This window comes from Streptococcus sp. HMSC076C08, assembly GCF_001810825.1.
Classification (GTDB): domain Bacteria; phylum Bacillota; class Bacilli; order Lactobacillales; family Streptococcaceae; genus Streptococcus.
Window position 1 is genome coordinate 128601 of record NZ_KV802736.1, and the last position, 24913, is coordinate 153513.

Sequence of the window (24913 nt, forward strand, 5' to 3'; positions counted from 1 at the left end):
TTTTCTGTCTAACTTTTGGGATGCAGTTCATGCAAGAGTATTCTTCTACCAAATCTACTATGGATGAGCTTTATCAAATACGAAAGAACTATGGAATTTATATGGATAAGGATAAGGATAAGGAGATGGAGAGATGGCTTTTCTATATTCTCCTCTTACCTTGTTTGTTTGATCATGCACTTAATTGCTTCATCAATATTGAAAACTGTACCTTTTCCATCTATCCATCTATCCCAAAAATCAATAGTTGAACTTTTAGGTTCTTCTTTAGGTTTATCTAAAATAATTTTAGTAGGTAGCTTAATCGAATCTCCAATAACAATACATTCTCCAACATCAAGATTTGGTAATGTTTCAACCAAGCCTACCAATGAATCGGTTAACATAGTTGCCACTGCTGATTTATCTCTATCATTCGTAATTTTTAAACTTATAATATTATTGCATTGAGATATTATAGTAGAATTTAATTCCGCAGGTCTTTGAGAAACAATCACCAATGAAACACCATATTTTCTCCCCTCTTTAGATAATTTTTCAAATATCTCCAGCGATTTATTCTCAACCGCTTTCAATTTCGTTGTATCTCTCGGCATATATAAGTGTGCTTCATCGCAAATAAAGGCTATAGGATGCCTAGTCTCATCTGTTTTAGGCGACATCCAAAATTGGACTTCATATACCAGTCTTGTAACAATCCCTATTATTATAGGTAACATATCTGATGGGACTTCTGATAAATCTATTACTTTTATCTTTTTATCTAGTCCCATTATTTTATCAACAAATTCTTTCAGATAGTCAGCTCTTACAGTATTATCTTCATTAAATACAAACCCATATTTTTTATCATCTATTTTTGTCTGAAGTCTCGTAATAAGGTTTGTTAATTTCCCATAGTATTGACCTTGTTTCGTCTTTGCTTGTCCTTTTTTATCTCCTGTTTTATATACTTCACCTGTTGTTTCTTCCTTTATATTTTCATCCTCTAAATATGCTTTTAACCCTTTTGCTGAAAAAGGAATCGGCGTATCTGCTGTAATTATTTCGGATGAAAATTCAGTCATATTTTCTTCAAGATACCTTTTCTTGTGCTCTAAAATATATTTAATTACTGCTGCCCTTTGATTTGTAGATGTCCCTTCAGAAGATTCAATAAACAATGAATGAATTTCCTCATAATTGAAACACCACAGAGGAATATGTAACCCATCCTCAGAGTCACAAATTTTTATCTGTTCAGCATAACTTAATTCATTGTATTCACCATGCAAATCAAAAACAATTAAATTAGCGTGCTCCAACTCATTTGCTTTTTCAAGAATATTTGCTACAGTAAAAGATTTTCCACTTCCAGTACTTCCTACTATTGTTGCATGTCTTTGAAAAAATCTATTTCCATCCAAAATAGCTTCAACAGTTTTATGACTTGCATATTTGCCAATAATTAATCTTTTTTCTGAAGATATCTCATTTTCAAGAGAGTTCATAATAATAGAGAGAGCTTTACCATCGGCTAAATAAACTTTGCTATTGATTTCAGGATAAGTGTTCACTGCTCTTTTGAAAATATTTTGTTTAGTTGAAGACAATTTTTTATAAAATGTACCTACTAAAGTTATATTGCAAAAGTTATATGAATACTCTTGTTCTTCAGTTTCTTCGTCATCAATATCAATTCTCTTTTTGCTCACCCTAGTTACTATTCCAATTAGTTTTTCATCTGCATTATTTCCAGATAAAACAACTATATCATTTATTTTTAGCCTATTTAAAATTTCTTCCTTTTCTACTGATACAGATACTTTCTTGGTATCAACATTTTGAACAACTCCAACTTCTTGATTTAAATAATTTTGAATATCTTCCATAATTTTCTCCTATCCTAAAAAAGTTTCCGAAAATACATTTATATCCCATAATTCCTTATTTATATTATATTTTTTACCTTTATATACCATATAACTTCCTTCTTCTGTACCGCTTTCTTTCTCTTCATATTTATAAAATAAGGTCCAATTTTCATTTTTCATTGCTCTATCTAAAAAAGATTGTTTTATCGTTCTTGTCAAGACAACCACATCCTTTTGAGTATCCTCAAATACTGTATTAAAATGCTGGTCATTAAAACCATATCCATAAATAAATATAGAAAAATTCTTTTTAGAGTCTGTTATCAATTCATTAAAAATTTCTCTATGACATCTGAAAATACCGTTAATCATTCCTGACTTATATTTCATACTGCCTGGTGCAATAATATCTATATACCGCTTGTTATCTTTTAGTAGTTGATAATCATTAATCTGATATTCCCTATCATTCTTTTTTATCCAATTGACTGATCCATGTGGCTTAAATAATCTTACTAGAGGAACGCTCTTAGAAAAAAAATCATAAGGTTGCTTTAGTATATTTTCATTAAAAGTTTGATACATATTCCCCGAAAACCCTAATGTAGTTGATAGTTTTAATTTATCACAAATTAGTTCTATTATTCTGTCATAATTAGGAGTCATTATATCGATTACTTGATTGTTTACACTTACAGTTCCTAATAGGTACTTTAATAATTTTTCAAATCCGGAAGCTTCATTTAATATATTAAAATGACGAACGTATTCTTCATCTAAAATAAATTCACTCGTTATCTCTCGAATTGTTTCCACAAACGATTCTTCACTTATTGAAACATCTAATAAGGCTGCTTCCAAGCCTTCATCTTTGATCTTCCCTTTATATTTGTTCCACTGTTCTTGTAACTCTAAATCACTGATACTTTCAAATGACTTCTCCAATTTTTCAGCCAATTTCGCCATTCCCGGAATATTCATTGCAATAGAAAGCCCTGTTCCAACTATCAATTTAGGAAAATTTACACCTGATAGGTATCGTTCCTTAATGTCCATAAATATTGGCTCAAATTCTTCACTATCTATATTCATCACTACACTCCATAATTTCTTCAATACCACAATCCAAAGTATTGCAAATTCTAAGTAAAACATCCGTCGTTATATTCTGCCCATTCTTCATTTTGTAAAATGTGCTTTTACTTATTTTTGCCTTTTCCATCAATTCATTATTTGTCATATCTAAATCAATAAGTTTTTTGAACAATTTTTTATAGCTAAATACTCTCATCTATATTATTATCCCCTGTAATTACATTTAGAGTTACATATGGCTCTTTTAGTTTAATAAAATTATCTAATTTTATTCTTCTGCCAAGATATAAAAAATACATAATATCATTAAATTCTTTTATTTCTTCACTATCCTCATCTATAATTCCATATTGCTTGTAATACGGCAATGCACTTTCAAAGTCGATATACAAATGACCTTTCGAATCTATTTCATTTCCAATTTTCATAATTTTATCAATACACAACTCATACATATTTTTATAAAGCGAATTAAATCTAATTAGCTTTATAAATTCTATCCCTTTATTTTCTGCAATCTCATTAAATACTTTATCTGACATTACATCTAAATTAATCAAGTTGTTTTTTTCAGCTTCAATCCATCTGATTGCTTCTTCTTTATCAAATGCTTTAACAATAGCTAATGCCAATCTATCAATAACATGAATGTTATTTGGGTATTTATTATATAAAAATATTAACACCTTATACCGCACTATTGGTGGTAATAATGAAAATGACCGTAAAACATCACTCCTTGATCCAAATTCATAAGTTTCAAAATAATTTATAAGCATGAATGAAAGCATATCCAAAAGCTTATCCACGATTTTGTCAAATTCATCAGATGTAACCTCTTCTAAATACTCAGTATGTGTAAATTTATTACCATCCTGTTTAATATTATCTAATGCTTCTTTTAAAAACTCACTATTATTGAGAGCATCAATTTTTTTAGATATTTCATTTGCGCCAATCGTCATTTTTTTACTTGGATTAATATCTAAAATTTTTCTCACTATCACTTCTGCATACTGGCGAATGGTAGCAATTTTATTTCGGTTAGATGTCTCCGAATAAAAAATATCCCCCATTAAATCTTTTACCAATATTTGATATTTTTCATTATCAAATTTTTTCATTCAACAACATCCCTTCAAGAAAACTATATTTATTGTATTATACCATAAAGTACACTTTTTCATAAATATGTTCTCTTTAATCGAACTTACGCAAATAAAAAAAACAGTGCAGTGTACTGACCCCTAAAAGTTGGACAAATAATTGTTGAAAGGATTTAGTTCTGTATTGTACAGGGCTAAGTCCTTTTAGTTTGACTTTGATTCGTTTGTTGTTGTAGTAATCAATGTAGTCCACAATAGCTTGTTCAAGGTCTTCTAAAGACCTAAAGTGCTTCTCATAACCGTAAAACGTCTCCGATTTCAAAATACCAAAGAAGGACTCCATCATACCGTTGTCTGGGCTGTTGCCCTTTCGTGACATAGATGGCTGAATTCCCTTACTCTCTAGGAACCGATGATAAGAATCGTGTTGGTATTGCCACCCCTGGTCACTATGGAGAATCGTATTCTCGTAGTGTTTCTCTGTGAATGCCTGTTCCAACATGGTTTCCCTTGTTCTAAGTTGGGCGAAGTAGAAAGATTATAGGCGATAATTTCGCTGTTAAAGCCATCTAAAACGGGCGATAAATACAATTTCTGTGCGCTATTTGAAATGGCAAACTCTGTCACATCTGTATAGCACTTTTCCATTGGCCTCGATGCTTCAAACTGGCGTTGAATGAGATTCTCTGCTTTCTTGCCAATCTCTCCTTGGTAGGAAAAATACTTCCGTTTTTGACGAATTCGAGTTGCTAAATCAAGGACTTTCATCAGACGTTGAACCTTCTTATGATTGACCGCATAACCACGATTTCTTAGTTCTAAGTGAATCCGACGATAACCATAATTTCCCTTGTATTCGGTATAAATGACCTGAATTTCGGTTTTAAGTTATTGATCCTTATCAACCCCATCCAGCCGCTTCAAGAAGTAAATCTAGTCGAAATCCTTCTGAAACCATTTCTCTAACTGTCTCTGTCTTTCTCGCTCTAAGGCCTCGTCCCTTTCCTCTAACTCTTTTAACTTTTTAGGTAGGCCACCTCAATATGTAAGCGTTCATTCTCTTCCTGAAGTCGCTCTAGTTCTGTCATTTCTTCCCGAGTTTTCTTCCGTTTACGTCTCATTTTAGCTGGTCTCCCTCTTGTTTTCTCAACAATAGTATACCCGTTTTTTTGTGTTGTGCCAGCCAATTTTTCAACAACGAGCGACTAGGTAAAGCATAATCTAAAGCTACACTTCTTTGCGAACAACCTTCCAGCAGAACTTTATCTATCATTTCTTGTTTTAGTTCTGGAGAATAATAACGATTCTTCCTTTTTTGGCGATTTCTTTCCCATAATGGTCAATTAATTTCACCATGTACTTTAGACCAGAAGCATCCACACCAAATCTTTTTGAAAGCTGTTTGAAGCTTTGTCCTTGTTTTCTTAGTTCATAGTTTTGAATTTTATCTTCATAACTCAATTTCATAATAAAACACCCCAAAAGTTAGATTTTTCTGTCTAACTTTTGGGGTGCAGTTCAACACATGAGTGGGACTCTTTTTATAATTTTTGTTTGAGCTCAACCAAGACATTCATAGCCTGCATCGGTGTCATATTGTACACATCCAGTTTAGCTAATTCTGCTAGGATAGGATGCTCTGCAGGGGTATCAAAGAGTGACATCTGCTCTGTAACAGCACTTGTTTGTCTCATCGGCGCAGGACTTTCCGTCCCTTGATTCTCCAGTTGAGCCAATATTTTATCCGCCCTTGCTAAAAGTTCTGCTGGTAAGCCAGCAATCTTAGCAACATGGATACCATAGGATTTGTCAGCTGGTCCTGGTTCGATCTTGTGAAGGAAGGTGACCTGCCCATCCTGCTCCAAGGTTGCCACATGAACATTGACCAAGTGTTCCAAGCTAGACTCCAGACTGGTCAACTCATGGTAGTGGGTCGCAAAGAGGGTTTTGGCTCCGATATGTTCATGAATGTATTCGATGATGGACTGGGCCAGAGCCATCCCATCATAAGTCGCAGTCCCTCGACCTAACTCATCAAAGAGAATCAAGGAATTCTTGGTCGCATGCGAAATGGCATTGTTAGCCTCCATCATCTCCACCATAAAGGTTGATTGACCTGAAACCAAGTCATCTGCTGCTCCGATACGAGTAAAGATGGCATCGAAGATAGGCAAATGGGCGCTTTCTGCCGGCACATACGAGCCTAGCTGGGCCATAACCGCCGTCATGGCTAACTGGCGCATGTAGGTTGACTTCCCACTCATGTTTGGCCCTGTAATCAGCTGAATACTGGTATCTTCTGACATCTGGATACTGTTTGGAATGTAGGTCTGAGCTCCCATAACCTTTTCAACGACAGCATGACGCCCTTTTTGGATATCAATTTGTGAATCGTCTCCAAACTCAGGTCGGATCAAATGCTGGGTTTCAGCCACAACTGCGAGACTTTGCAAGACATCAACCGTCGCAATTCCTTGGGCTAAAGCCTGCAAACGCTGGATGTACTTGCTGACTTCCTCACGGATACGCATAAAGATTTCATATTCTAGGTTGGCTGACTTCTCACGCGCCTCCAGCATATCTCCCTCGATACGGGCTAACTCCTCTGTCCCAAAGCGTTCCGAGTTTTTCAGTGTTGCCTTGCGGAAAAAGTGGGCTGGAACATTTCCCAGTTGCGAATTAGTCACATGGAAATAGTAACCATCTTTTTTATTGTAGTCGATCTTGAGCGTACTGATGCCAGAGTTTTCTCTCTCCTTAGCCTCAATCTCAGCAATCCAGCTAGTCCCTTCTCTGAGGACACGACGGTACTTGTCTAAGGTCTCATCAAATCCCGTACGGATAATGCCACCTTCCGTAATCACGTGAGGAGCTTCAGGAGCAATGGCAGCACTAATCAAGCTCTCCAACTCCGGAATGGCATCCAGCTGTGCGATGAGATAGGCTAGAGCAGGCTGCTCCATGCCTTCTAAAATCGCTCGAATCCGTGGCACACTAGATAAGGTAGTCGCCAGTTGCAAGAGATCCTTTGGATTGGTCTTGCCAAAAGAAACCCGACTAGCCAAACGTTCGATGTCATAAACACCCTTGAGACTGTCTGTCAAATCACTACGCTCAAAGAAGTGGTCAAGAAAGACCTGCACCACCTCTTGACGTTGGACGATTCGTTCCTTATCAATCAAGGGACGATGGATCCAAGAGCGCAAGAGCCGCATGCCCATAGCTGTTTTGGTTTCATCCAAAAGCCAGAAAAGACTCCCCTGCTTCTTGCCTGAACGGGCATTCTCAACCAAATCCAGACTAGCCTTGGTCGCATAATCCATCTGCAAGAAATCTTTAATTTCATAGCGGATAACTGGTTTGAGATGGTTCAATTCTCGCATCTGGGTACGGTGAACATACTGGAGGAGCTTACTAGCTGCCGCTTGCTCCACAGCTGCCAAACGTGAATCCAGTAAATGAAGGTCCTCAAAGCCTTCCTTCTCATAGGAAAGCACCAGATTCATCTGGCGACTGAGAATTTGTTCTTCTTCCTCAGACAAGTCATAACCCAGCACCACTTCTCGCGCCTTGAGGTTACGGACTTCCCCACAAACCAACGTGAAATCCAATAGCCCCGTCACATAAAAGTCACCCGTCACCAAATCCATATAAGCCAGACCAAATTGATTGCCATCACAATCTAAGGAAACCAAGAAATTATTCTGACTATCCGGCTTACTGCTATCAACGACCGTTCCAGGTGTGATGACCTGGACCACCTCTCGCTTGACAACACCAACCGCTTGTTTGGGATCTTCCATCTGTTCGGCTATGGCTACCTTATAGCCCTGCTCAATCAGAACATCGATATACTGCTGGGCAGAATGATAGGGGACACCCGCCATGGGTATCGGATTTTCTGCATTTTTATTCCGACTCGTTAAGGAAATTTCTAAAATTTGCGCTGCATTAATTGCATCTTCATAGAACAACTCGTAAAAATCACCCATCCGAAAAAGCAAAAAAGCATCTGGGTATTGTTTCTTAATATCCACATACTGTTGCATGCCGGGTGATAGCTTTTCTGTTGCCATTTTCCGTCTCTCCTTGCTAAAAATAAGTCTTGAGAGCAACTCCCAAGACCTTATTTATCTTTCATCAAATCTAGCAAACGATCTTCCATCAGCTTGGCAACGTGCTGGTCTCGACAAATAACCAATAAGGTATTAGCACCAGCAACCGTTCCTAAAATCCATTCATCCTTGTTTGCATCTACAATGTTTGCTAAGACTGCAGCTTCCCCAAGTTTGGTATGAAGTACTAAGGTGAACTCTGCTCTTGCAACTCCTTCTAAATGATGAGACAAAAACTCAACTAAATCAATCTTATCTGTCTCATTTGCTAGTACATAATACACCATATCATTTTTCTTAACCTTGGTCAAGCCGATTTCACGCAAATCACGTGACAAAGTCGTTTGTGTCACATAAACATTACGAGCTTCTAAACGATCTTGAATCTCTTTTTGTGTCCCAAGTTTTTCTTCGGTGATCATCTTTTTAATCAATTGATGCCGTTCTCTTTTTCTCATATTATCCTCTTAAGTGAATATTTATAACAAGTTTTACATTTATTTTATAACTACATTATACCAAAAAAAATAAATAATTCAAAAAAATTCTTTTCTTTCTCAAAAAATGTAGTAAATTGTGTTAAAATAGTAAAAAAGCCCAAAAGGAGCCCTTATGAATACAAAAGAATTGATTGCTAGCGAGTTGGCTAGCGTCATTGATAGCCTGGATCAAGAGGCTATTTTAAATTTACTGGAAACACCTAAAAACTCAGAAATGGGAGACATCGCCTTCCCTGCCTTTTCTCTAGCAAAGGTCGAGCGTAAAGCTCCGCAAATGATTGCAACAGATATTGCTGAAAAAATCAATAGTCAAGCCTTTGAAAAGGTTGTCGCTACTGGACCTTACGTCAACTTTTTCCTTGATAAATCTGCTATTTCGGCTCAGGTATTACAGGATGTTATCACTGAAAAAGAACACTATGCCGACCAAACCATTGGCAAGCAAGAAAATGTCGTCATCGACATGTCTAGTCCCAATATCGCAAAACCATTCTCTATTGGGCACTTGCGTTCAACGGTTATCGGAGATAGCTTGTCACATATTTTCCAAAAGATCGGCTATCAAACGGTCAAGGTCAACCATTTGGGAGACTGGGGTAAACAGTTTGGAATGTTGATCGTTGCCTACAAGAAATGGGGAAATGAGGAAGCCGTTAAAGCGCATCCAATCGATGAACTTCTTAAACTCTACGTTCGCATCAATGCTGAAGCTGAAAAAGATCCTAGCTTGGATGAAGAAGCACGCGAATGGTTCCGCAAACTGGAAAATGGAGATGAGGAAGCCCTCGCTCTCTGGCAATGGTTCCGTGATGAAAGTTTAGTGGAATTCAACCGTCTTTACAATGAATTGCAAGTCGAATTTGACAGCTACAACGGAGAAGCCTTCTACAATGATAAGATGGATGCTGTTGTAGACATTCTCGCTGAAAAAGGACTTCTTGTTGAGTCAGAAGGGGCTCAAGTTGTCAATCTTGAGAAATATGGAATTGAACATCCAGCTCTTATCAAAAAATCTGATGGTGCAACTCTCTATATCACACGTGACTTGGCTGCAGCCCTCTACCGTAAAAACGAATACCAATTTGCAAAATCCATCTATGTTGTTGGTCAAGAGCAATCTGCCCACTTCAAACAACTCAAGGCAGTACTACAAGAGATGGGATACGATTGGAGCCAAGACATTGTCCATGTTCCGTTTGGATTGGTAACAAAAGAAGGGAAAAAACTCTCTACTCGTAAAGGAAATGTCATCTTGCTAGAACCGACTATCGCTGAGGCTGTTAGTCGTGCCAAGGCCCAAATCGAGGCGAAAAATCCTGAGTTAGAAAATAAAGACCAGGTTGCCCACGCTGTTGGAGTTGGGGCTATCAAGTTCTATGATCTTAAGACCGACCGTACAAATGGATATGACTTCGACCTTGAAGCTATGGTATCCTTTGAAGGAGAAACTGGACCTTACGTTCAATACGCCTACGCTCGTATCCAATCCATCTTGCGCAAAGCCGATTTCAAACCAGATGCAGCTGGCAACTACAGCTTGAACGATGCTGAAAGCTGGGAAATCATTAAGCTACTCCAGGACTTTCCACGTATTATCAATCGTGCAGCAGATAACTTTGAACCTTCTATCATTGCGAAATTTGCGATTAGTTTGGCTCAAGCATTTAACAAATATTATGCACATACACGTATCCTAGATGAAAGTCCTGAGCGCGACAGTCGTCTGGCCCTCAGCTACGCAACCGCAGTCGTCCTCAAAGAAGCTCTTCGTTTGCTCGGAGTAGAAGCGCCGGAGAAGATGTGATTCAGTACTAACAATTGGAACTTAAGTTCCTAATTGTTAGACGCTAGCCGCTTATATGCGGACTAGCTAACTGCTTCACTAGTCATGGCCCCTAAATATAATCGATTTAGAGGCCATAACGTCGTAACTATGGTGATTTGGCTTGGCGCTTCACTAACTTATCAAACCAAATAACAGCGATTTAGTTGGGTTTAGGTTCTAATCTTTTAAATTACTTGAAAGCAATCTGAAAGATTGAGGCAAAATAACATTTATATTTTGTTCGGCCTTGCAGCTGTTCAATGAAATAATTTATTCACTTTTACTATTTCTTTATCACACTGGGAGATTCCTTATGAGCCAATATGCTTATATCCTCGTTGTACTTAGCTTGGTTTTCCTTTTTCTGCTCAATAAGTACGAGAAGGAAAGACTTCAAAGACTCTACCAAGAGCAACTCTTGAAGGACGAGACATTTAGGTCTGACATCAAAGAGAAAATTCACACGACTGAAAATATCAATGATGTCATTGCACATATCAATAAAACTTACCATCTGGGAATGTTGCTCTCAAAAGACGTCACAGATCAATTGAAATAATCAAAATCCGAGAAGCTTTCTTCTCGGATTTTTTAGGCTTACCATATTCTCCTTGGAGAAATTTCATTAATACATGTAAAGTTTTCTGTAATTTTCTATATTTTTTCAAAATATTCTTGCATTTCCTTTAAGTTTTTTGTAGAATAGTAGCTATCTATTCAGATTATTCTGAAAATTCAAAAATAGGAGTGTTTATTATGTCACAAGTTACGTTATCAAACCAGTCAACCTGGGCAAGCAAACTAAAGGCAATGGGGCCAGGAATCCTAATGGCTTCTGCTGCCGTTGGAGGTTCTCACATTGTATCCTCTACTCAAGCTGGCGGTTCTTATGGTTGGTCACTACTCCTCTTGGTTATCTTGGCCAATGTTTTTAAATATCCATTTTTCCGTTTTGGTGCCGAATATACTGCCGACACTGGTAAAACCTTGGTCGAAGGCTATGCTGAAAAAGGAAAACTCTATCTCTGGATTTTCTTTATCCTCAATGTCTTTTCAGCTATGGTCAACACAGCTGGTGTTGCCATTCTGTGCTCAGCTATCATCGCCAGTGCCTTCCCAATGATCGGTCTTAGCATCACTCAATGGTCCCTTATCCTTGTTGCAGTCATTTGGGCTATGTTACTCTTTGGTGGCTACAAACTATTGGACGGTATGGCAAAATGGATTATGTCTGCTTTGACCATTGCAACAGTTCTTGCAGTTATCATTGCAGCAATTAAGCATCCTGAATACAGCTCTGATTTTGTCGAGAAGACACCTTGGCAAATGGCGGCCCTCCCTTTCATCGTTTCCCTCTTAGGATGGATGCCTGCCCCTATTGAAATTTCAGCCATCAACTCACTCTGGTCTGCTGAAAAGAAAAAGACCGTCAACTTTAATACAGCGGACGCCCTTTTCGACTTTAACGTTGGTTACATTGGAACTGCTATCCTAGCTGTATTCTTCGTGGCACTAGGAGCACTGATTCAGTATCCTACAGGACAGGCAGTTGAAGCCGCTTCAGCCAAGTACATTTCTCAATTTGTTGGTATGTATGCCTCTGTTCTTGGAGAATGGTCCCGTTATTTGATTACCTTTATCGCCTTTCTCTGTATCTTTGGAACAGTCATCACCGTTATCGATGGCTACTCTCGTGTCAATCAGGAATCGCTACGACTCTTGATTCGTCAAAAAGAGGATACTCGCAAATCTTTGAACATCTGGATGACCATTACCGCTATCATTGGTATCGTAATTATTAAATTCTTTGCTGGACAAGTTTCAACCATGCTTCGCTTTGCCATGATCGGTTCTTTCCTGACAACACCATTCTTCGCTCTTTTGAACTATGTATTGGTGACACGTGAGAATAAAAATCTTCCTTCTTGGCTAAAACTCCTCGCAATCGCAGGATTGATTTTCCTCTTTGGCTTTGCTATTTTCTTTATCTATGCACTTGCCATCGGAAAAGCAGGATAGTTTATAAAATGGCACCCTTACGGGGTGCTTTTTACATACACAAAAGCAGTTGAAAATCTCAACTGCCCCTCAGTACTACTTTATTTTTCTGTCTCTAACTCATACAAGTCGGCAATGATCGCTGCGACCTTTTTAATATCTCCCAGCATACCACGCATTTCAAAATCTGCTAAGACCGGGAAGCCAAAGCGCTGGCTATACTGCTTGGCTGTCAGGCAGTATTGATTGTTAAAATTGCGATTACCAGATCCCACTACACCAAAACACTTACTAGCATTGTCTCCATAGGCGATAAAATCACCCACTGGAGTCGTTAGAATCTCAACATCGCCGTTGTCGACACCATTTCCACCTTCTAGATAGGTCGGCAAGAAAGCGATATAGGGATGTTCCATTTCAAAAAATTCTTGACCTTCCTTGACTAGGTCCTTGATATGGATTTTTTGGACCTCAATCCCTTCATACTGGGACAAGAGATAGTCCTTGAGTCGGGTTACAAAACTCTCTGTATTCCCACTCAGACTGATATACACTAAGGATATTTTTTTCATGTTGACCTCTATTTTTTGTTTACGATTTAAAAAAGAACTACCAAGATTGTAACTTGATAGTTCTTTTTTGTCAATACTTAGGCAACTTCTTCTGCTTCGACTTCTTCGGTCAAATCCTTTTGCTGGCGCCACATCTTGTAAAAGACTAAGGCTAAAAAGAGAACATTGATAATGATGAACAAAATATTCGTTCCTTGTGCTAATGCTCCCATTCCTAGGCCGAGGGTAGAATCTTTGATTAATTGAACCGCATCTTGAACGTTCATATAGCTATAAACCAAACCAACAATCGCTAGTAGAACATAGCCAATATAAGCATAGTTTGCGAATTGCACATTTTTACGTAGGAGAAATACAAAAGCTACTACAACTAAAATTGCAGATAAAACAATCAACAACATATTAAAAATAGAGTGCGATGACGCTGTTACTTGGTAAGTATAGTTGACTGCGTCTTCTAATTGCTGAGCAGTAAGCGTCCCGCTATTCGCCAGGCTAGCACGAAGCACATCTTTACTTGGCAATGGACTCAAGATTCCAAATAATGACATAGATGAAATGAGGGCTGATAGGACTAACAAGACCCAAAGATAAATAGGATTCTTTTTCATGTTTTCCTCCATAAGATATTTTGAACATTATAGCATTTTTTGTACAGGAATACAACTTTTACAAGCTGGTTTCAACTTGTTTCCGATAAGCTTTCGGTGATTTTCCGCACAATTTACGGAAAACCTTGTAGAAATATCCAACATTACTATAGCCAACTGCATAGCAAATATCTTCGATGCTATCACTGGTCGACAGTAAGAGTTGCTGCGCTGCCTTAATTCGCTGTTTATTGAGCAATTCCGCAAAAGTCGAGTTGGTTTCCCTCTTAATCAACTGACCGAGATAGACAGGATTGATAAAGAGATCCTTGCTGATGTCCTTAAGTGAGAGCTCTTTCTGATAATCACGCCCAATCACCTCCAGCACGCTCACCACATTTTCATTCATGCGGTACTGGCCAAAGAACTTGGTCAAAGTTTCTTTGATATAGGCAACCAATTCTTCAAAGGTGTTAATGGCATGGATAGCTTTGACTATCTCGGTCATATCATCTGCTTTTAGGTGTTCAAACAAATGAAAGACATCCATGACAAACTGAGTGAAGAGCTGCTTCGTGATGGCCACGCGCGGGGTATTTTCCAAGACGACCTTCTCTAGCAGGGTTAATTCTTCGATGATTTGATTGATATTCCCTTGGATAATCACCCGATAAATCGGCTCGTAATAAGCAAACAAACTCTCGGATTTTTCTAGATTAACTGAACCGTAGAAGAGGGCTTTTTCAGCGTTGATCTTCCAATTCTCAAAGGACTGCTGGTAGGGTGCTTCAAATGGTGTCACGATGATGCCATCGAGCTGTTGATCAGAGATGAAAATCTGCCAGTCTTGCCCCAAAACATAGTAAGGAATGGTAAAAGAACCCTGCTTTTCCTTGGATAGACCAATCCACCAGCTGTCTTTACCTGACAGGTAGTTCGTAAATCCTGTCTCATCCAATTCTTGACTGAGGGTCTGACTTTGCTCCACCTTTTCCTGAAGCTGTTGCGCAATTTTTTCTAATAAATTGCCCAACTCCACCTTGTCTACTGGCTTGACCAGATAATCCACGACACTAAGGTTCATGGCTTTTTTAACGTACTCAAACTCCTGATAACCAGACAGCAAGATATAATAGGTATCTGGAAGTAACTCTTTCATTTCCCTAATCATCTCAAGTCCGGTCTTATCTGGCATGTTGACATCGGAAATGACCACATCTACTGGATTTTTCTTAATATAGTCCAAAGCATCATCTGCGTGACTTGCTGTCGCGACGACTTGCATATCCCATTTTTCAAAGGGGATTAATCGCTTGAGCCCCTCTGTCACCATGTACTCATCGTCTACTAATAAAACTTTATACATTTCTACCCTTTCTATTCATCCTGGATAGTGATATGGTAACGAACACCTTCTTGCTCAGCTGACTCTACACTGATTTGGTAGCGATCCCCAAAGTAGAGAACAAAGCGTTCGTGTACATTTACTATTCCAATTGATTGTCGCTCCCCACTATAGCTTGCCTCGTGTTCAAAACTTCGCTGAGCTAATTTTTCTTGCAAGCTAGCTAGTTTCTCAGCAGGCATTCCTCGACCATTGTCTTCCACTAAGATTTCAACGAAGCCTTGGCCCTTCAAGGCTTTGATACTGATGACATTATCTGTTCTGCGATGGTCAACACCATGGGCAAAGTAGTTTTCTACTAATGGTTGGAGTGTAAATTTTGGAATCCTCATTTCTTCCAATTCTGGTGCAATCTTGAAACCATAGGCAATGGATTTAGGATAACGCACCATACAGAGATAGCTATATTTTCGGCAAAATTCCAACTCTTGCTTCAAGGTCGTTTCCCGCTCGTCGGAGATATTGTTGCGTAACAAGCTGCTAAATTCATAGATAATATCTGCCAGTTCATCCTGGCTTTCCATAACGGCATACATCCGTAAAAACTCCAGAGTATTGTACATAAAGTGAGGATTGATTTGAGCCTGCAGGGCTCGCATATTGGCATCCTTTTGACTGAGCTCTAGCTGATAGATATCGTGGATATTTTTTTCCAGGCGATCCAACATATCATTGGTTGTTTCTGCAATGAGAAGCAACTCTTGGTCTTTTTCAGAGGTATCGATTCGAAGGCCTTCTTCTCCTTGAGCAATCACCTCAATCGAATCTACTAGGTCTACGACCTGTTTTTGGTAATTTGAAAAAGTCTGTCTAAGGGTCACGTACAAAATGATGATAAAGAGAATACTTAGCCCAATAATAACAGCAGAACTCGTCAAAGTTCCTGTAAGAACAAAATTTTTAGGAACAGCAACTCGAACCTGATAACCGTGAGAGGTGACTCCTACAAACCAGTTTTCTCGCTCGGCTGATACCTTCTCCCCAATATGGAACATTTCGGTCTCAAAAGGCGAAGTTACTGTTACAGCCATTGGGATATGACCCCGAGTATTGTCAATAGCTCCATGTAAAACATCTGGGGATAGAGAGATATAGATCACTCCTAAATCCTTGTCAGACACAGGATCAGAAACAGGAATAGCAAAACTATTGGCTGTTGGCTTAAAATCCTCCGCAGGAACTTTCTCTCCACTGCGTTTTTCTCTAGTCGAAACATATACTTCCTTGTAGTCCTGAAGAACAATAGCCACTCCAGTCACAAAATCATTCCGAACATAGAGGTCATCAATATTTTCATACAGGGAAACCGAGATATAAGGCGAAGTTTTACGCTCTAATTGCCAATAGAAATAGTCTGGTGTGCTGAGACTGAAATACTTGTAAATCCCTTCGATGCGGGCCTGATTTTCAACCAAAGACTGAGCAAGTTGGGTTGACTCTCTGTGATAGTATTCCACTTCACTCACTGTCCGAGTGGTCACACGTTCTGCAACCCGTTGGGCCTCTTTCTCACGCGAGTCCCAGTCAGCATACGATAGCATAATCGCAAAACTGGCAATGACCACGATCATAACCAAACTATAAATCCGTAAAAGAGAGTGAAGCCAAAACTGCTTCATTCTATTTTGTCGCCAATTTTTCATGGATACTTTCATAAATAGGTTCCAACATATCACTGATAAAGAAATGCCACATTCCAATTCCTACAAAAAAGAGCAAGGCAGGCATATAATAACCAACTCCTACAAGGAGAGTCGTCCCGAGTAAAACCTTGGCAATCGCAGGTAAGCTCATAAAAATCCCGATAAGGGACAGTTTCAAGGTATTTTGGTAGGATAAATCAAAGTACACCTGAAGTTTCAAGGAAACAGTGTAGGCTAGAAAGACAAGAGCAACTACAAGGACGTTGAGAAAGGTCGCCAAAAGGTGGAAAATCGTCTGGTGGGGCAATTGAACTAGAAGATACAAACCATAAACTAGGACAAGATCCACAAACACAAAACTATAGAAAGCCAAATTACTCTTGACAAAATTACTCTTATACAATTCCCAAGCTTCTTTCAAATGGTAGGCTCGATAGGTATAACCATGCTCCGCATACAAACTCATAAGGGTGGCACTTGCTGGTGCTAAACCAAATACCACTCCTCCTGCTAGTGTTAATAGCCAGAAATAAGCCGTCGCCATCATTCCCAAAAAGATACGATTAAAGACGAATTCTAAAAATTTTCCCATGCTACTCTCCTTAAACTAACGATGTAACTATTATATCATATTTCAAGCGTTTTCAAAAATATAGAACTCCCATTTACAATCCTCAAAAAGCGTGATACAATTGGTTTTGTTAATTCGCATCAAGGAGATTCTCATGAAGAAAAATATCTTAACCACCCTCTTGGCCGCCGTCCTCTACTTTCTCTGTGTAGGGATTGGAGTCTTCCTAGGACACCTGGTCGACCAAACAGGCAATATGTTCTACGCACCTGCCTTTTCTGCCCTTGTCGGTGGCAGTGTCTACATGCTTCTTTTGACGAAGGTCCCTCGTTTTGGCGCTATCACCACTCTGGGACTTTTTATGGCACTTTTCTTCCTAGCTAGCAAGCATGGCGCTGGTGCCTTTCTCCCAGGACTCGCCTGTGGTCTTGCAGCAGATGCCATCGCTCGTCTCGGCAACTACAGAGACCGAATCAAAAACACCCTCTCCTTCCTCGTCTTTGCTTTTAGCACAAGTGGTCCTATCTTTCTCATGTGGATCCGTCCCAAAGCTTACGTGGCCACTTTACTTGCGCGTGGGAAATCCCAAGAATACATTGACCGTATCATGGTCGCTCCAGAGTTGGACAAAATCCTTCTCTTTGTTTCAAGCATCCTCCTAGGTGCCTTGATTGGGGCTGTGGTTGGGCAATTTCTAAGTCAAAAAATAGCTGATAAACTATAAGGTAAAAGCCCTGAAGACCAGCAATGCCTAGCTCCAGGGCCTTTTTGTATACAATCTTAAAATTCACTATAGATAAATTCTTGAATATTCGAAAAATCGGTCACAAAACAGTAGATCACGATGCTCAAGATGACCGTATAGAAAAATAGTGTCCACAAGATTAAACGATGTGTGTTAGTTAGCTTGGTTTGCAAATTTGTAAAGTTCTTTTTCAACTTCCATCCATCCTTTCACTCCAACGTGCATCACGTCAAATAAAAAGTAATCATCATACTCTCTGTTTCCATAGTTTAATACGGTTGCACCATGGCTTTTTGCGACATCTTCTATTTTTTTATAAGTTTTTTCTCGCATCTCTCTTGAGACACCAGTGTAGTCATTCCATTTCCCGTTTACTGGGAAAATAATAACCTCAACTTCAATGCCCAATTCTTTAGCAACTGTCAAGAAGAGTTCCATATCTGAATATTCTGGTGACTCTAGGTAGCTCAAATCTTTATTAGAATCTTTCAGCGATGCATAGCGATCTTTTAAGTAAGTATTGTAGTAGTTATTATCAACAGCATAGTCATTATTGTCTGTTTTCTTTTTGACCTCTTCCACAAACTGATCCGTCATCTTTTCCCAATCATAGTCTGGGGTTTTGTCTCCTAGTGAAGGATAATCTGATTTAGCATGTTTTTGATAAAAAGTCTGTTTAAGCTTAAAGGAATACATCGCGTTATCTAACTCTAATAGTTTTTTATCAACAATAGTTCCTTTTCCATCTATGAAATAACTTTTGTATTTTTTGTAGATGTCATTTTGTTGCTTATTTCCTTTGGTAATCTCGATAATGCGATTGATTATTTTTTCTTTCGTTTCTTTACTAATCTTATCATTATCTAGCATGTGAAAAATATGTTCCTGAGAAGCCTTGTTCAAAAAGGCATCTTGATGGGTCCCATCTTTTTCAAACCACTGAACCGACTCTACTATAGCTACTTTTCGCTTACTCATTGATCCTTCAATAGAGCCCAAGGTCGTAGCCTGAATGATGTTTTGAGAATAACTGGTCCCAATCTGCATGATATTAAAATCGTTGTAGTTAAAAATTTTATTTGGATGATAGTCTTCATTTATCGTTGCGACCAACTCTGAGGAACCCATTAGAACCAGTGTATTGGGGGTGATATTGCTTGTTAGAATATCTCTACTTTTATACTTTTCATACGAGGTGCTATAACGAATACTGTTATCCTTGACTTTATAATAATCATCAATCTTCTTGACATACGTCACATTTAAAAGGGCAAGCGTCGCAATTACGAGCACAAGCGATAGTAAAAATGCTTTTAATTTAATCATCTCGTTTTATCCTATCCCTTCGATCTAGCCGATTTCTTCTCAATCTCTTATCTCTTTAAAGTCGTCAGCAAGATTTTATAGGGTTCACCTGAAAAGATAAAGAAACCAATCATAACCAAATTCATGGTCACAAACCAACTTAGTAGCTTATACCAGTTTTTGTTTTTATTTTTCTTATAAAAATTGCTTTTCTTTTGATACACTTCAAATCCAGCCATCAAGACACCATGATAAAAACCATAGACAATGTAACTAACACTAAGACCATGCCAAAAACCCATGACCAACATATTGACCATATAGGCATAGGTTGCATTGTGTAGTCTATTTTTAAACCATTTTTTCCTGATAACCTGCATCAATACTCTTGAAAATACAAAATCTCTCAACCAGGTCGACAAGGTGATATGCCATCTAGTCCAGAAATCTTTGATATCGACACTCAAGAAAGGTTTGTTAAAGTTCATCGGTGTCTGAATACCTAGAATATTACTACTTCCAACGGCCATTAGACTATAGCCTGCAAAGTCAAAGAACAGATACAAGGTATAGAGGTACATATACTTGATTGAGTAAACGACTGTGCCAGTATTATTTAGAGCGAGTAACATCTGATAAACATAGGTTGATAAAACAATCTTGTAAAGGAGTCCTAGAACGATACGATACACACCGTCCCCTGCTAATTCTAGATACTCTTTTCGGGGCATGACCTCGTTTATCTCTTTTAAAAATCTCCTACTCCGATCAATTGGACCAGCACTAACTGTTGGGAAAAAGAGCAAAAACTGTAGATAATCTTTTACACTGATTTTTTCTTTGATTAAGCCATCCGATATCTCTAGCATGATCTGAATGGTCTTAAAGGACATGTAAGAAATTCCAATAAAGGCCAACAAATGCAGAGAAGTCAGAGCAAAGACTTTATTGATCACCAAAGGAAGGATGGAAAGGAAAACCAGTGGTTTCAGCCACTTTGCCTCTATCCGCTGTGCTAGAAAAACCAGAAAATACTGGTAAACGATAAAGGCGAGCAAATAGACAATCATCGCTCGACTCTTACCATAGATAGCTCCTGCAAATAAGAGGGAGAGGGCCAAAATATAGTAGTCCTTACGTTTTTCAAAAAAGTTTACCACAAAACCAATCAGTAAAACTACAAACAAGAGAAGGAAAAACTCATTCCCCTCGAAATAATTCATACCAGCCAAACTCCTTTACATTATCATCCCTTCTACAGCAAAGTTTCTGACTTGCTAATTGGGGACCTTTATTTATTATAGCATATTTCTAAAAAGAAGCTTTATCCTTCTTGCATTTCGGTTAGAAAACAAAAAGGAGTCCCGTTGAACTCCTTCCATTATTTATGACTTAATTTCTTGGTCAAGAAATCTCCCAAGAACTGGATTGTAAAGATAATCAAGATGATAATAATGGTCGCCAAGATAGTCACATCGTGATTGTAACGATTAAATCCATAGGCAATGGCTACGTTACCAATACCACCAGCTCCAACCGCACCGGCCATAGCTGTTTCCCCAACAAGGGAAATCAAGGTCACAGTCGTCACACGAATCAAATCTGGAAGACCTTCTGATAGGTAAACACCCACGATGTCCCAGAAGGTCGCTCCGCTCGCTTGAGCCGCCTCAATGACACCACTATCTAACTCAGCCAAGACAACCTGCACCTGACGGGCAAAGAAGGCAAAGACCGCAAAAGAAAGTGGGACAAGGGCTGCATTTGGCCCGATACTTGTTTTGACAATCAAGTGAGACAGTGGCGACATGATTGCCAAGAGGATGATAAATGGTACCGCACGGAAAATAGAGGTAATCTTGTCTAAAATCCAGAAGATAACCTTATTTTCCAAGACACCGCCTGGCGCTGTCAAGACGAGGAAGAGACCTGCCACCAGCCCCAAGAACCCTCCGATGATGAAGGAAAGAACTGTCATATAAAGAGTTAGGTAGATGGCTGTTCCCCAGCCTGCCTGACCAGCCCAGCCCATCTTATAGACATTTGGTAGATAAGTTTGAATCAACTCTGTCATTTTACTGTCCTCCCTTCAATACTTTTAACTGGACGCCAGCCTGACGGATGGCATCTTGGGCACCTGCTAGTGCTGTTTTTTCACCTGACAAGACCACCACCAATTCTCCGACAGGAGTGCCATCGAGAATTTCGATATTTCCATAGAGGATATTGGCCGTTACTTGGTAATGTTTGTACAATTCATTCAAAAGTGGTTCATCTGTCGAAGCCCCTGCATACTTGAGCTGCACTAAGATACTGTTCTCAGATAAATGTTCTACGATTTCTTGCTTCTCAATCTTGACCATGGCTTCATCAATACCTGTAGCTGTTGAGATAAAGTCCTGTGTCAAAGGTTGTTTAGGGTCTGAGAAGATTTCAAGGACACTGCCTTCTTCAATCAAACGGCCATCCTGCATGACCGCCACACGGTTGGCAATGTCTTTGACAATCTGCATTTCATGCGTAATCAAGACAACCGTCAAACCTAATTTCTGGTTCAAATCTTGCAACAAGGCCAAAATCTGCTTAGTTGTCTTAGGGTCGAGGGCAGACGTTGACTCGTCTGAAATCAAAATTTTCGGATCATTTGCCAAGGCACGCGCAATGGCTACACGCTGTTTTTGCCCTCCTGATAGTTGTGAAGGGTAGTTTTCAGCACGATCCGCCAAGCCAACCAAGTCCAACAACTTAGCTACTTTTGCTTTCTTTTCTTCCTTGCTGAGTCCAGAATGTTTGAGGGCAAAGGCCACATTTTCCTCTGCTGTCTTTTGACTCATTAGGTTGAAATGCTGGAAAATCATCCCGATATCTTGACGTTTGCGACGCAACTGCTCTGCCGTCAAGGTTACCTTGCCATCAAAAATGACGTCGTTATCAATGGTAATTTTCCCAGCAGATGGTTTTTGCAAGAGGTTAATCACCCGTACAAGGGTTGATTTCCCTGCTCCAGAATATCCAACGATTCCGTAGATATCCCCTTCTTGGATGTGAATAGTCACATCCTTGACCGCTGTGATGGTTCTTTTCTTTTGGTGAAAAGTCACATCGATCTGATCTAACTTGATAATATCTCTACTCATAGCTTCTAATCAGCTCCTCTACTAATTCAATATGGGTGTAGTAATCGGCGATTCGCACGTTTTCATCTCCACCATGGTCTCGGCTATTGGCATTTCCTAGACCGAAGGCCACCATTGGTACCTCTAGGGCATCAAAGACCGTATGCATAGGCCCTGTCCCCGCTGTGGTCGGCAAGACTGAAACGCCCTGTGGATAGAATTTCTTGGCCAACTCGATCACATTGAGAATGGCTGGTGCGCTCATATCGCTTCGATAGCTCATCTCTCCCAAGGTATAGTATAATTCTACCTTATCAAAGCCATTTTTGTCTAGCTGTTTCCGAATTTTTTCCAGAACATCATGCGGTTCTAGGCCAGGAACCAAACGAACTTCTAACTTGGCACTGGCTTCTGCTGGCAAAATCGTTTTAACCCCTTGCCCTTGATAACCTGACTGAATCCCTTCGATATTAAGGGCTGGCTCGAAAAAGAAACGTTTTAGAAAGGCTGCACGATCCTCTTGTAAGAGAGGCAATTCCAAACCATAAATGCGACTGATTTCCTCAGGATTGCGTTGGGCGTAGGCATCTACCAAGGCTAGTTCTCGTTCATTTGGCTCTTGAACATCCTCATACAAGCCTTCTACCAAGATACGTCCATCAGCAGCTCGCAGGCTACTTAAGGCCTGGATAAGGTACCACGACGCCGACTCCACGACACCACCATAACTCGAGTGGATATCCACATCAGCACTTTTTACCTTGGCATCAAAGGTCACAATTCCCTTGTTTCCACCAGAAATTTCTAACTGCTCCAAGGCATTTTTGGTCCCTTGTTCCCAAACTAACAAATCTGCCCCACGGAGTTTGTCCGCGTGTTTCTCTAAATACTTATCTAGATCCATGGAAGCAGATTCCTCTGCCCCTTCCATGATAAAGCTGATATTGATAGGCAGGTCATCATGGTGCTGCATATACTTTCTCAGAGCACTCAAACGAGCCGTGATGTGGCCCTTGTCATCATCAACCCCACGTCCATACATAAAGCCATTTCGCACAGAAAGGGTAAAAGGATTCTCTGTCCACACCTGGTCGCCATCCGCTGGCACGGTGTCATAGTGATTATAGAAGATCAAGGTCTTGGCATCCGGACGCGAACTCTTGAAATGCGCCATGACAAAGGGAGCCGTATAGCTCTCATCAATCTCCACTTCAGCCCCTACACGCTTGAAAATCTCACCCAGATAGTTTGCGACCTCCTTGAGTCCAACCTGCTGGGCAAAGACTGATTTCTTGGAAATCAAGGTGCGCAAGACTTCAAAATAATGTTGGGCCACATGATCCTTCTCAAATTTTTCAATCTGCTCTTGTTCGCTAGGAAAAACCATTTTCTCTCTCTTTCTACTACGTACTTGTGTCCTTAGAACGACCACAAGTGCCTCTTTAAAATCAACTCTCTATACAAAAGCAAGAGGTGGAAACTCTCTCCCACCTCCCTGTGTCTTATTACCAAACTGGTTGGTCCAAACCGTCTGATGTTTCTTCGATAACTTTTTTCACTTCATCAGTGTGGTAAGCTGCGATAATTTTCTTGATGGCATCAGCCTTAGGTGATGATTCCCAATCTTTTTTCGCAACAATGATGTTGTACCATTGTTTTGAGTTTTCATCAGCTTGTTCTTTGAAGAGTGCTTTCTTGTAGTCCAATTTTGCTTCTGTAACGAAGGTATTGTTTACAACGGCAGCATCAACTGATGACAATGAACGAGCTGTTTGGCTAGCGTCCAATTCAGTAATCTTCAAGTTCTTTGGATTTTCTGTGATGTTAGCAACTGTTGCAAGGGCAGTTCCAGAAACATCCAATTTGATCAAACCAGCTGATTGAAGCAAGTAAAGCGCACGGCTTTCGTTTGTTGCATCGTTTGGTACGGCGATTTCACCGTTATCTGGGATTTCTTCCACTTTGGTGTACTTGTTTTCTTCCCCATTTTTACCTGAGTAAAGGCGGATTGGTGAGATATAGGTATCTGCAATCGCTACAAGGTCTTTCCCGTTTTCTTTGTTCCAGTTATTCAAGAAGTTGTAGTGTTGGAAGGCGTTCAAGTCTACTTCGCCATCAGCAGTTGCCTTGTTTGGTTGAGAGTAGTCAGTGAACTCTGTGAATTCCAATTTAATTCCATCTTTTTCAACCAATTCTTGGATTTTATCCCAACGCGCTTCTTCAGAACCGCTACGGTTAACTGTTGCAATTTTGACAACTGTTTCGTTGTCTGCTTTCTTTTCTGAATTTCCGCAAGCTGCAAGAGCCAAACCTGCGACTGTAGCAAGAGCTGCTACACCGAGCCATTTTTTAATTTTCATGATTCTATCTCCTTTAAAAATAATACCGTAATAGTATCTCATACTTTATTTGATTTAGCAAATTGTTATTAGATAGGCAGACATATAGTTTGAAACTATATACCTAAAAATTGA

General features: G+C 39.4%; 21 protein-coding genes and 1 pseudogene. 4 read left to right on the forward strand and 18 right to left on the reverse strand.

Annotated elements, in window-relative coordinates; genetic code table 11:
• Positions 1-155: 155 nt before the first annotated feature.
• The 7 genes and pseudogenes from HMPREF2766_RS08935 to argR form a co-directional block, all read right to left on the reverse strand.
• The gene (locus HMPREF2766_RS08935; RefSeq protein ID WP_070569395.1) at positions 156-1871 is read right to left on the reverse strand and encodes an ATP-binding protein; all 1716 of its coding nucleotides are present in this window, start codon (positions 1869-1871) and stop codon (positions 156-158) included.
• Between the two features lie 9 nt (positions 1872-1880).
• Positions 1881-2945: an SIR2 family protein gene (locus tag HMPREF2766_RS08940; protein ID WP_070569398.1), complete on the reverse strand. Its 1065-nt coding sequence runs from the start codon at positions 2943-2945 to the stop codon at positions 1881-1883.
• The gene (locus tag HMPREF2766_RS08945; RefSeq protein WP_024413027.1) at positions 2932-3144 is read right to left on the reverse strand and encodes a helix-turn-helix domain-containing protein; all 213 of its coding nucleotides are present in this window, start codon (positions 3142-3144) and stop codon (positions 2932-2934) included. Before HMPREF2766_RS08945 ends, HMPREF2766_RS08940 begins: the two co-directional genes overlap by 14 nt.
• Positions 3131-4072, reverse strand: coding sequence for a hypothetical protein (locus HMPREF2766_RS08950; RefSeq protein WP_070569401.1), 942 nt, complete (start codon positions 4070-4072; stop codon positions 3131-3133). The genes HMPREF2766_RS08945 and HMPREF2766_RS08950 overlap by 14 nt, the downstream gene beginning before the upstream one ends.
• Before the next feature lie 148 nt (positions 4073-4220).
• Positions 4221-5521 (reverse strand): annotated as a pseudogene (locus HMPREF2766_RS10150) (IS3 family transposase); the annotation flags it as partial.
• 74 nt (positions 5522-5595) lie between these two features.
• Entirely contained in the window at positions 5596-8130 is a 2535-nt protein-coding gene (gene mutS, locus HMPREF2766_RS08965; RefSeq protein WP_070569404.1) for a DNA mismatch repair protein MutS, read from the reverse strand.
• A 50-nt stretch (positions 8131-8180) separates the two neighbouring features.
• Positions 8181-8627: an arginine repressor gene (gene argR / locus HMPREF2766_RS08970; RefSeq protein ID WP_001231483.1), complete on the reverse strand. Its 447-nt coding sequence runs from the start codon at positions 8625-8627 to the stop codon at positions 8181-8183.
• A gap of 154 nt (positions 8628-8781) precedes the next feature.
• Here argR and argS point away from each other — a divergent pair, with 154 nt between their 5' ends.
• The 3 genes from argS (at position 8782) to HMPREF2766_RS08985 (ending at position 12513) form a co-directional block, all read left to right on the forward strand.
• A complete protein-coding gene (gene argS / locus HMPREF2766_RS08975; RefSeq protein ID WP_001092733.1) occupies positions 8782-10473 on the forward strand; it encodes an arginine--tRNA ligase in 1692 nt (563 codons plus the stop codon).
• 334 nt (positions 10474-10807) lie between these two features.
• Entirely contained in the window at positions 10808-11053 is a 246-nt protein-coding gene (locus HMPREF2766_RS08980) for a hypothetical protein (RefSeq protein WP_000084865.1), read from the forward strand.
• 197 nt (positions 11054-11250) lie between these two features.
• Positions 11251-12513: an NRAMP family divalent metal transporter gene (locus HMPREF2766_RS08985; protein WP_070569407.1), complete on the forward strand. Its 1263-nt coding sequence runs from the start codon at positions 11251-11253 to the stop codon at positions 12511-12513.
• An 80-nt stretch (positions 12514-12593) separates the two neighbouring features.
• Here the strand turns inward: HMPREF2766_RS08985 and nrdI are convergent, their stop codons facing one another.
• The 5 genes from nrdI to HMPREF2766_RS09010 all read right to left on the reverse strand — a co-directional run bounded on the left by nrdI (position 12594) and on the right by HMPREF2766_RS09010 (position 17294).
• A complete protein-coding gene (nrdI, locus tag HMPREF2766_RS08990; protein WP_000724242.1) occupies positions 12594-13064 on the reverse strand; it encodes a class Ib ribonucleoside-diphosphate reductase assembly flavoprotein NrdI in 471 nt (156 codons plus the stop codon).
• Positions 13065-13141: 77 nt separating this feature from the next.
• The gene (locus HMPREF2766_RS08995; protein ID WP_070569410.1) at positions 13142-13675 is read right to left on the reverse strand and encodes an ABC transporter permease; all 534 of its coding nucleotides are present in this window, start codon (positions 13673-13675) and stop codon (positions 13142-13144) included.
• 58 nt (positions 13676-13733) lie between these two features.
• Positions 13734-15020, reverse strand: coding sequence for a response regulator transcription factor (locus HMPREF2766_RS09000; RefSeq protein WP_070569413.1), 1287 nt, complete (start codon positions 15018-15020; stop codon positions 13734-13736).
• An 11-nt stretch (positions 15021-15031) separates the two neighbouring features.
• Positions 15032-16702, reverse strand: coding sequence for a sensor histidine kinase (locus HMPREF2766_RS09005; protein ID WP_083303915.1), 1671 nt, complete (start codon positions 16700-16702; stop codon positions 15032-15034).
• Entirely contained in the window at positions 16680-17294 is a 615-nt protein-coding gene (locus HMPREF2766_RS09010; RefSeq protein ID WP_049489446.1) for a YesL family protein, read from the reverse strand. Before HMPREF2766_RS09010 ends, HMPREF2766_RS09005 begins: the two co-directional genes overlap by 23 nt.
• Before the next feature lie 133 nt (positions 17295-17427).
• Here HMPREF2766_RS09010 and HMPREF2766_RS09015 point away from each other — a divergent pair, with 133 nt between their 5' ends.
• Positions 17428-17997, forward strand: a complete 570-nt coding sequence (locus HMPREF2766_RS09015; RefSeq protein WP_000739510.1) for an MptD family putative ECF transporter S component — start codon at positions 17428-17430, stop codon at positions 17995-17997.
• Positions 17998-18171: 174 nt separating this feature from the next.
• On the opposite strand, the gene dltD is transcribed toward HMPREF2766_RS09015, so the two are convergent.
• The 6 genes from dltD to HMPREF2766_RS09045 form a co-directional block, all read right to left on the reverse strand.
• The gene (dltD, locus tag HMPREF2766_RS09020; RefSeq protein ID WP_000593512.1) at positions 18172-19344 is read right to left on the reverse strand and encodes a D-alanyl-lipoteichoic acid biosynthesis protein DltD; all 1173 of its coding nucleotides are present in this window, start codon (positions 19342-19344) and stop codon (positions 18172-18174) included.
• A gap of 47 nt (positions 19345-19391) precedes the next feature.
• On the reverse strand, positions 19392-20546 hold the full coding sequence (gene dltB / locus HMPREF2766_RS09025; RefSeq protein WP_070569416.1) for a D-alanyl-lipoteichoic acid biosynthesis protein DltB: 1155 nt from the start codon (positions 20544-20546) through the stop codon (positions 19392-19394).
• Between the two features lie 158 nt (positions 20547-20704).
• The gene (locus tag HMPREF2766_RS09030) at positions 20705-21397 is read right to left on the reverse strand and encodes a methionine ABC transporter permease (RefSeq protein ID WP_000137509.1); all 693 of its coding nucleotides are present in this window, start codon (positions 21395-21397) and stop codon (positions 20705-20707) included.
• Position 21398: 1 nt separating this feature from the next.
• On the reverse strand, positions 21399-22460 hold the full coding sequence (locus tag HMPREF2766_RS09035; protein WP_070569419.1) for a methionine ABC transporter ATP-binding protein: 1062 nt from the start codon (positions 22458-22460) through the stop codon (positions 21399-21401).
• Positions 22453-23826, reverse strand: coding sequence for a M20 family metallopeptidase (locus tag HMPREF2766_RS09040; protein WP_070569422.1), 1374 nt, complete (start codon positions 23824-23826; stop codon positions 22453-22455). Before HMPREF2766_RS09040 ends, HMPREF2766_RS09035 begins: the two co-directional genes overlap by 8 nt.
• A 118-nt stretch (positions 23827-23944) precedes the next feature.
• Positions 23945-24799: a MetQ/NlpA family ABC transporter substrate-binding protein gene (locus HMPREF2766_RS09045; protein WP_000694527.1), complete on the reverse strand. Its 855-nt coding sequence runs from the start codon at positions 24797-24799 to the stop codon at positions 23945-23947.
• Between the last annotated feature and the right edge of the window lie 114 nt (positions 24800-24913).

Coding starts and splice junctions, on each gene's coding strand:
- HMPREF2766_RS08935 (WP_070569395.1), bottom strand. CDS start 1,871: ATGGAAGATATTCAAAATTATTTAAATCAAGAAGTTGGAGTTGTTCAA.
- HMPREF2766_RS08940 (WP_070569398.1), bottom strand. CDS start 2,945: ATGAATATAGATAGTGAAGAATTTGAGCCAATATTTATGGACATTAAG.
- HMPREF2766_RS08945 (WP_024413027.1), bottom strand. CDS start 3,144: ATGAGAGTATTTAGCTATAAAAAATTGTTCAAAAAACTTATTGATTTA.
- HMPREF2766_RS08950 (WP_070569401.1), bottom strand. CDS start 4,072: ATGAAAAAATTTGATAATGAAAAATATCAAATATTGGTAAAAGATTTA.
- mutS (WP_070569404.1), bottom strand. CDS start 8,130: ATGGCAACAGAAAAGCTATCACCCGGCATGCAACAGTATGTGGATATT.
- argR (WP_001231483.1), bottom strand. CDS start 8,627: ATGAGAAAAAGAGAACGGCATCAATTGATTAAAAAGATGATCACCGAA.
- argS (WP_001092733.1), top strand. CDS start 8,782: ATGAATACAAAAGAATTGATTGCTAGCGAGTTGGCTAGCGTCATTGAT.
- HMPREF2766_RS08980 (WP_000084865.1), top strand. CDS start 10,808: ATGAGCCAATATGCTTATATCCTCGTTGTACTTAGCTTGGTTTTCCTT.
- HMPREF2766_RS08985 (WP_070569407.1), top strand. CDS start 11,251: ATGTCACAAGTTACGTTATCAAACCAGTCAACCTGGGCAAGCAAACTA.
- nrdI (WP_000724242.1), bottom strand. CDS start 13,064: ATGAAAAAAATATCCTTAGTGTATATCAGTCTGAGTGGGAATACAGAG.
- HMPREF2766_RS08995 (WP_070569410.1), bottom strand. CDS start 13,675: ATGAAAAAGAATCCTATTTATCTTTGGGTCTTGTTAGTCCTATCAGCC.
- HMPREF2766_RS09000 (WP_070569413.1), bottom strand. CDS start 15,020: ATGTATAAAGTTTTATTAGTAGACGATGAGTACATGGTGACAGAGGGG.
- HMPREF2766_RS09005 (WP_083303915.1), bottom strand. CDS start 16,702: ATGAAAAATTGGCGACAAAATAGAATGAAGCAGTTTTGGCTTCACTCT.
- HMPREF2766_RS09010 (WP_049489446.1), bottom strand. CDS start 17,294: ATGGGAAAATTTTTAGAATTCGTCTTTAATCGTATCTTTTTGGGAATG.
- HMPREF2766_RS09015 (WP_000739510.1), top strand. CDS start 17,428: ATGAAGAAAAATATCTTAACCACCCTCTTGGCCGCCGTCCTCTACTTT.
- dltD (WP_000593512.1), bottom strand. CDS start 19,344: ATGATTAAATTAAAAGCATTTTTACTATCGCTTGTGCTCGTAATTGCG.
- dltB (WP_070569416.1), bottom strand. CDS start 20,546: ATGAATTATTTCGAGGGGAATGAGTTTTTCCTTCTCTTGTTTGTAGTT.
- HMPREF2766_RS09030 (WP_000137509.1), bottom strand. CDS start 21,397: ATGACAGAGTTGATTCAAACTTATCTACCAAATGTCTATAAGATGGGC.
- HMPREF2766_RS09035 (WP_070569419.1), bottom strand. CDS start 22,460: ATGAGTAGAGATATTATCAAGTTAGATCAGATCGATGTGACTTTTCAC.
- HMPREF2766_RS09040 (WP_070569422.1), bottom strand. CDS start 23,826: ATGGTTTTTCCTAGCGAACAAGAGCAGATTGAAAAATTTGAGAAGGAT.
- HMPREF2766_RS09045 (WP_000694527.1), bottom strand. CDS start 24,799: ATGAAAATTAAAAAATGGCTCGGTGTAGCAGCTCTTGCTACAGTCGCA.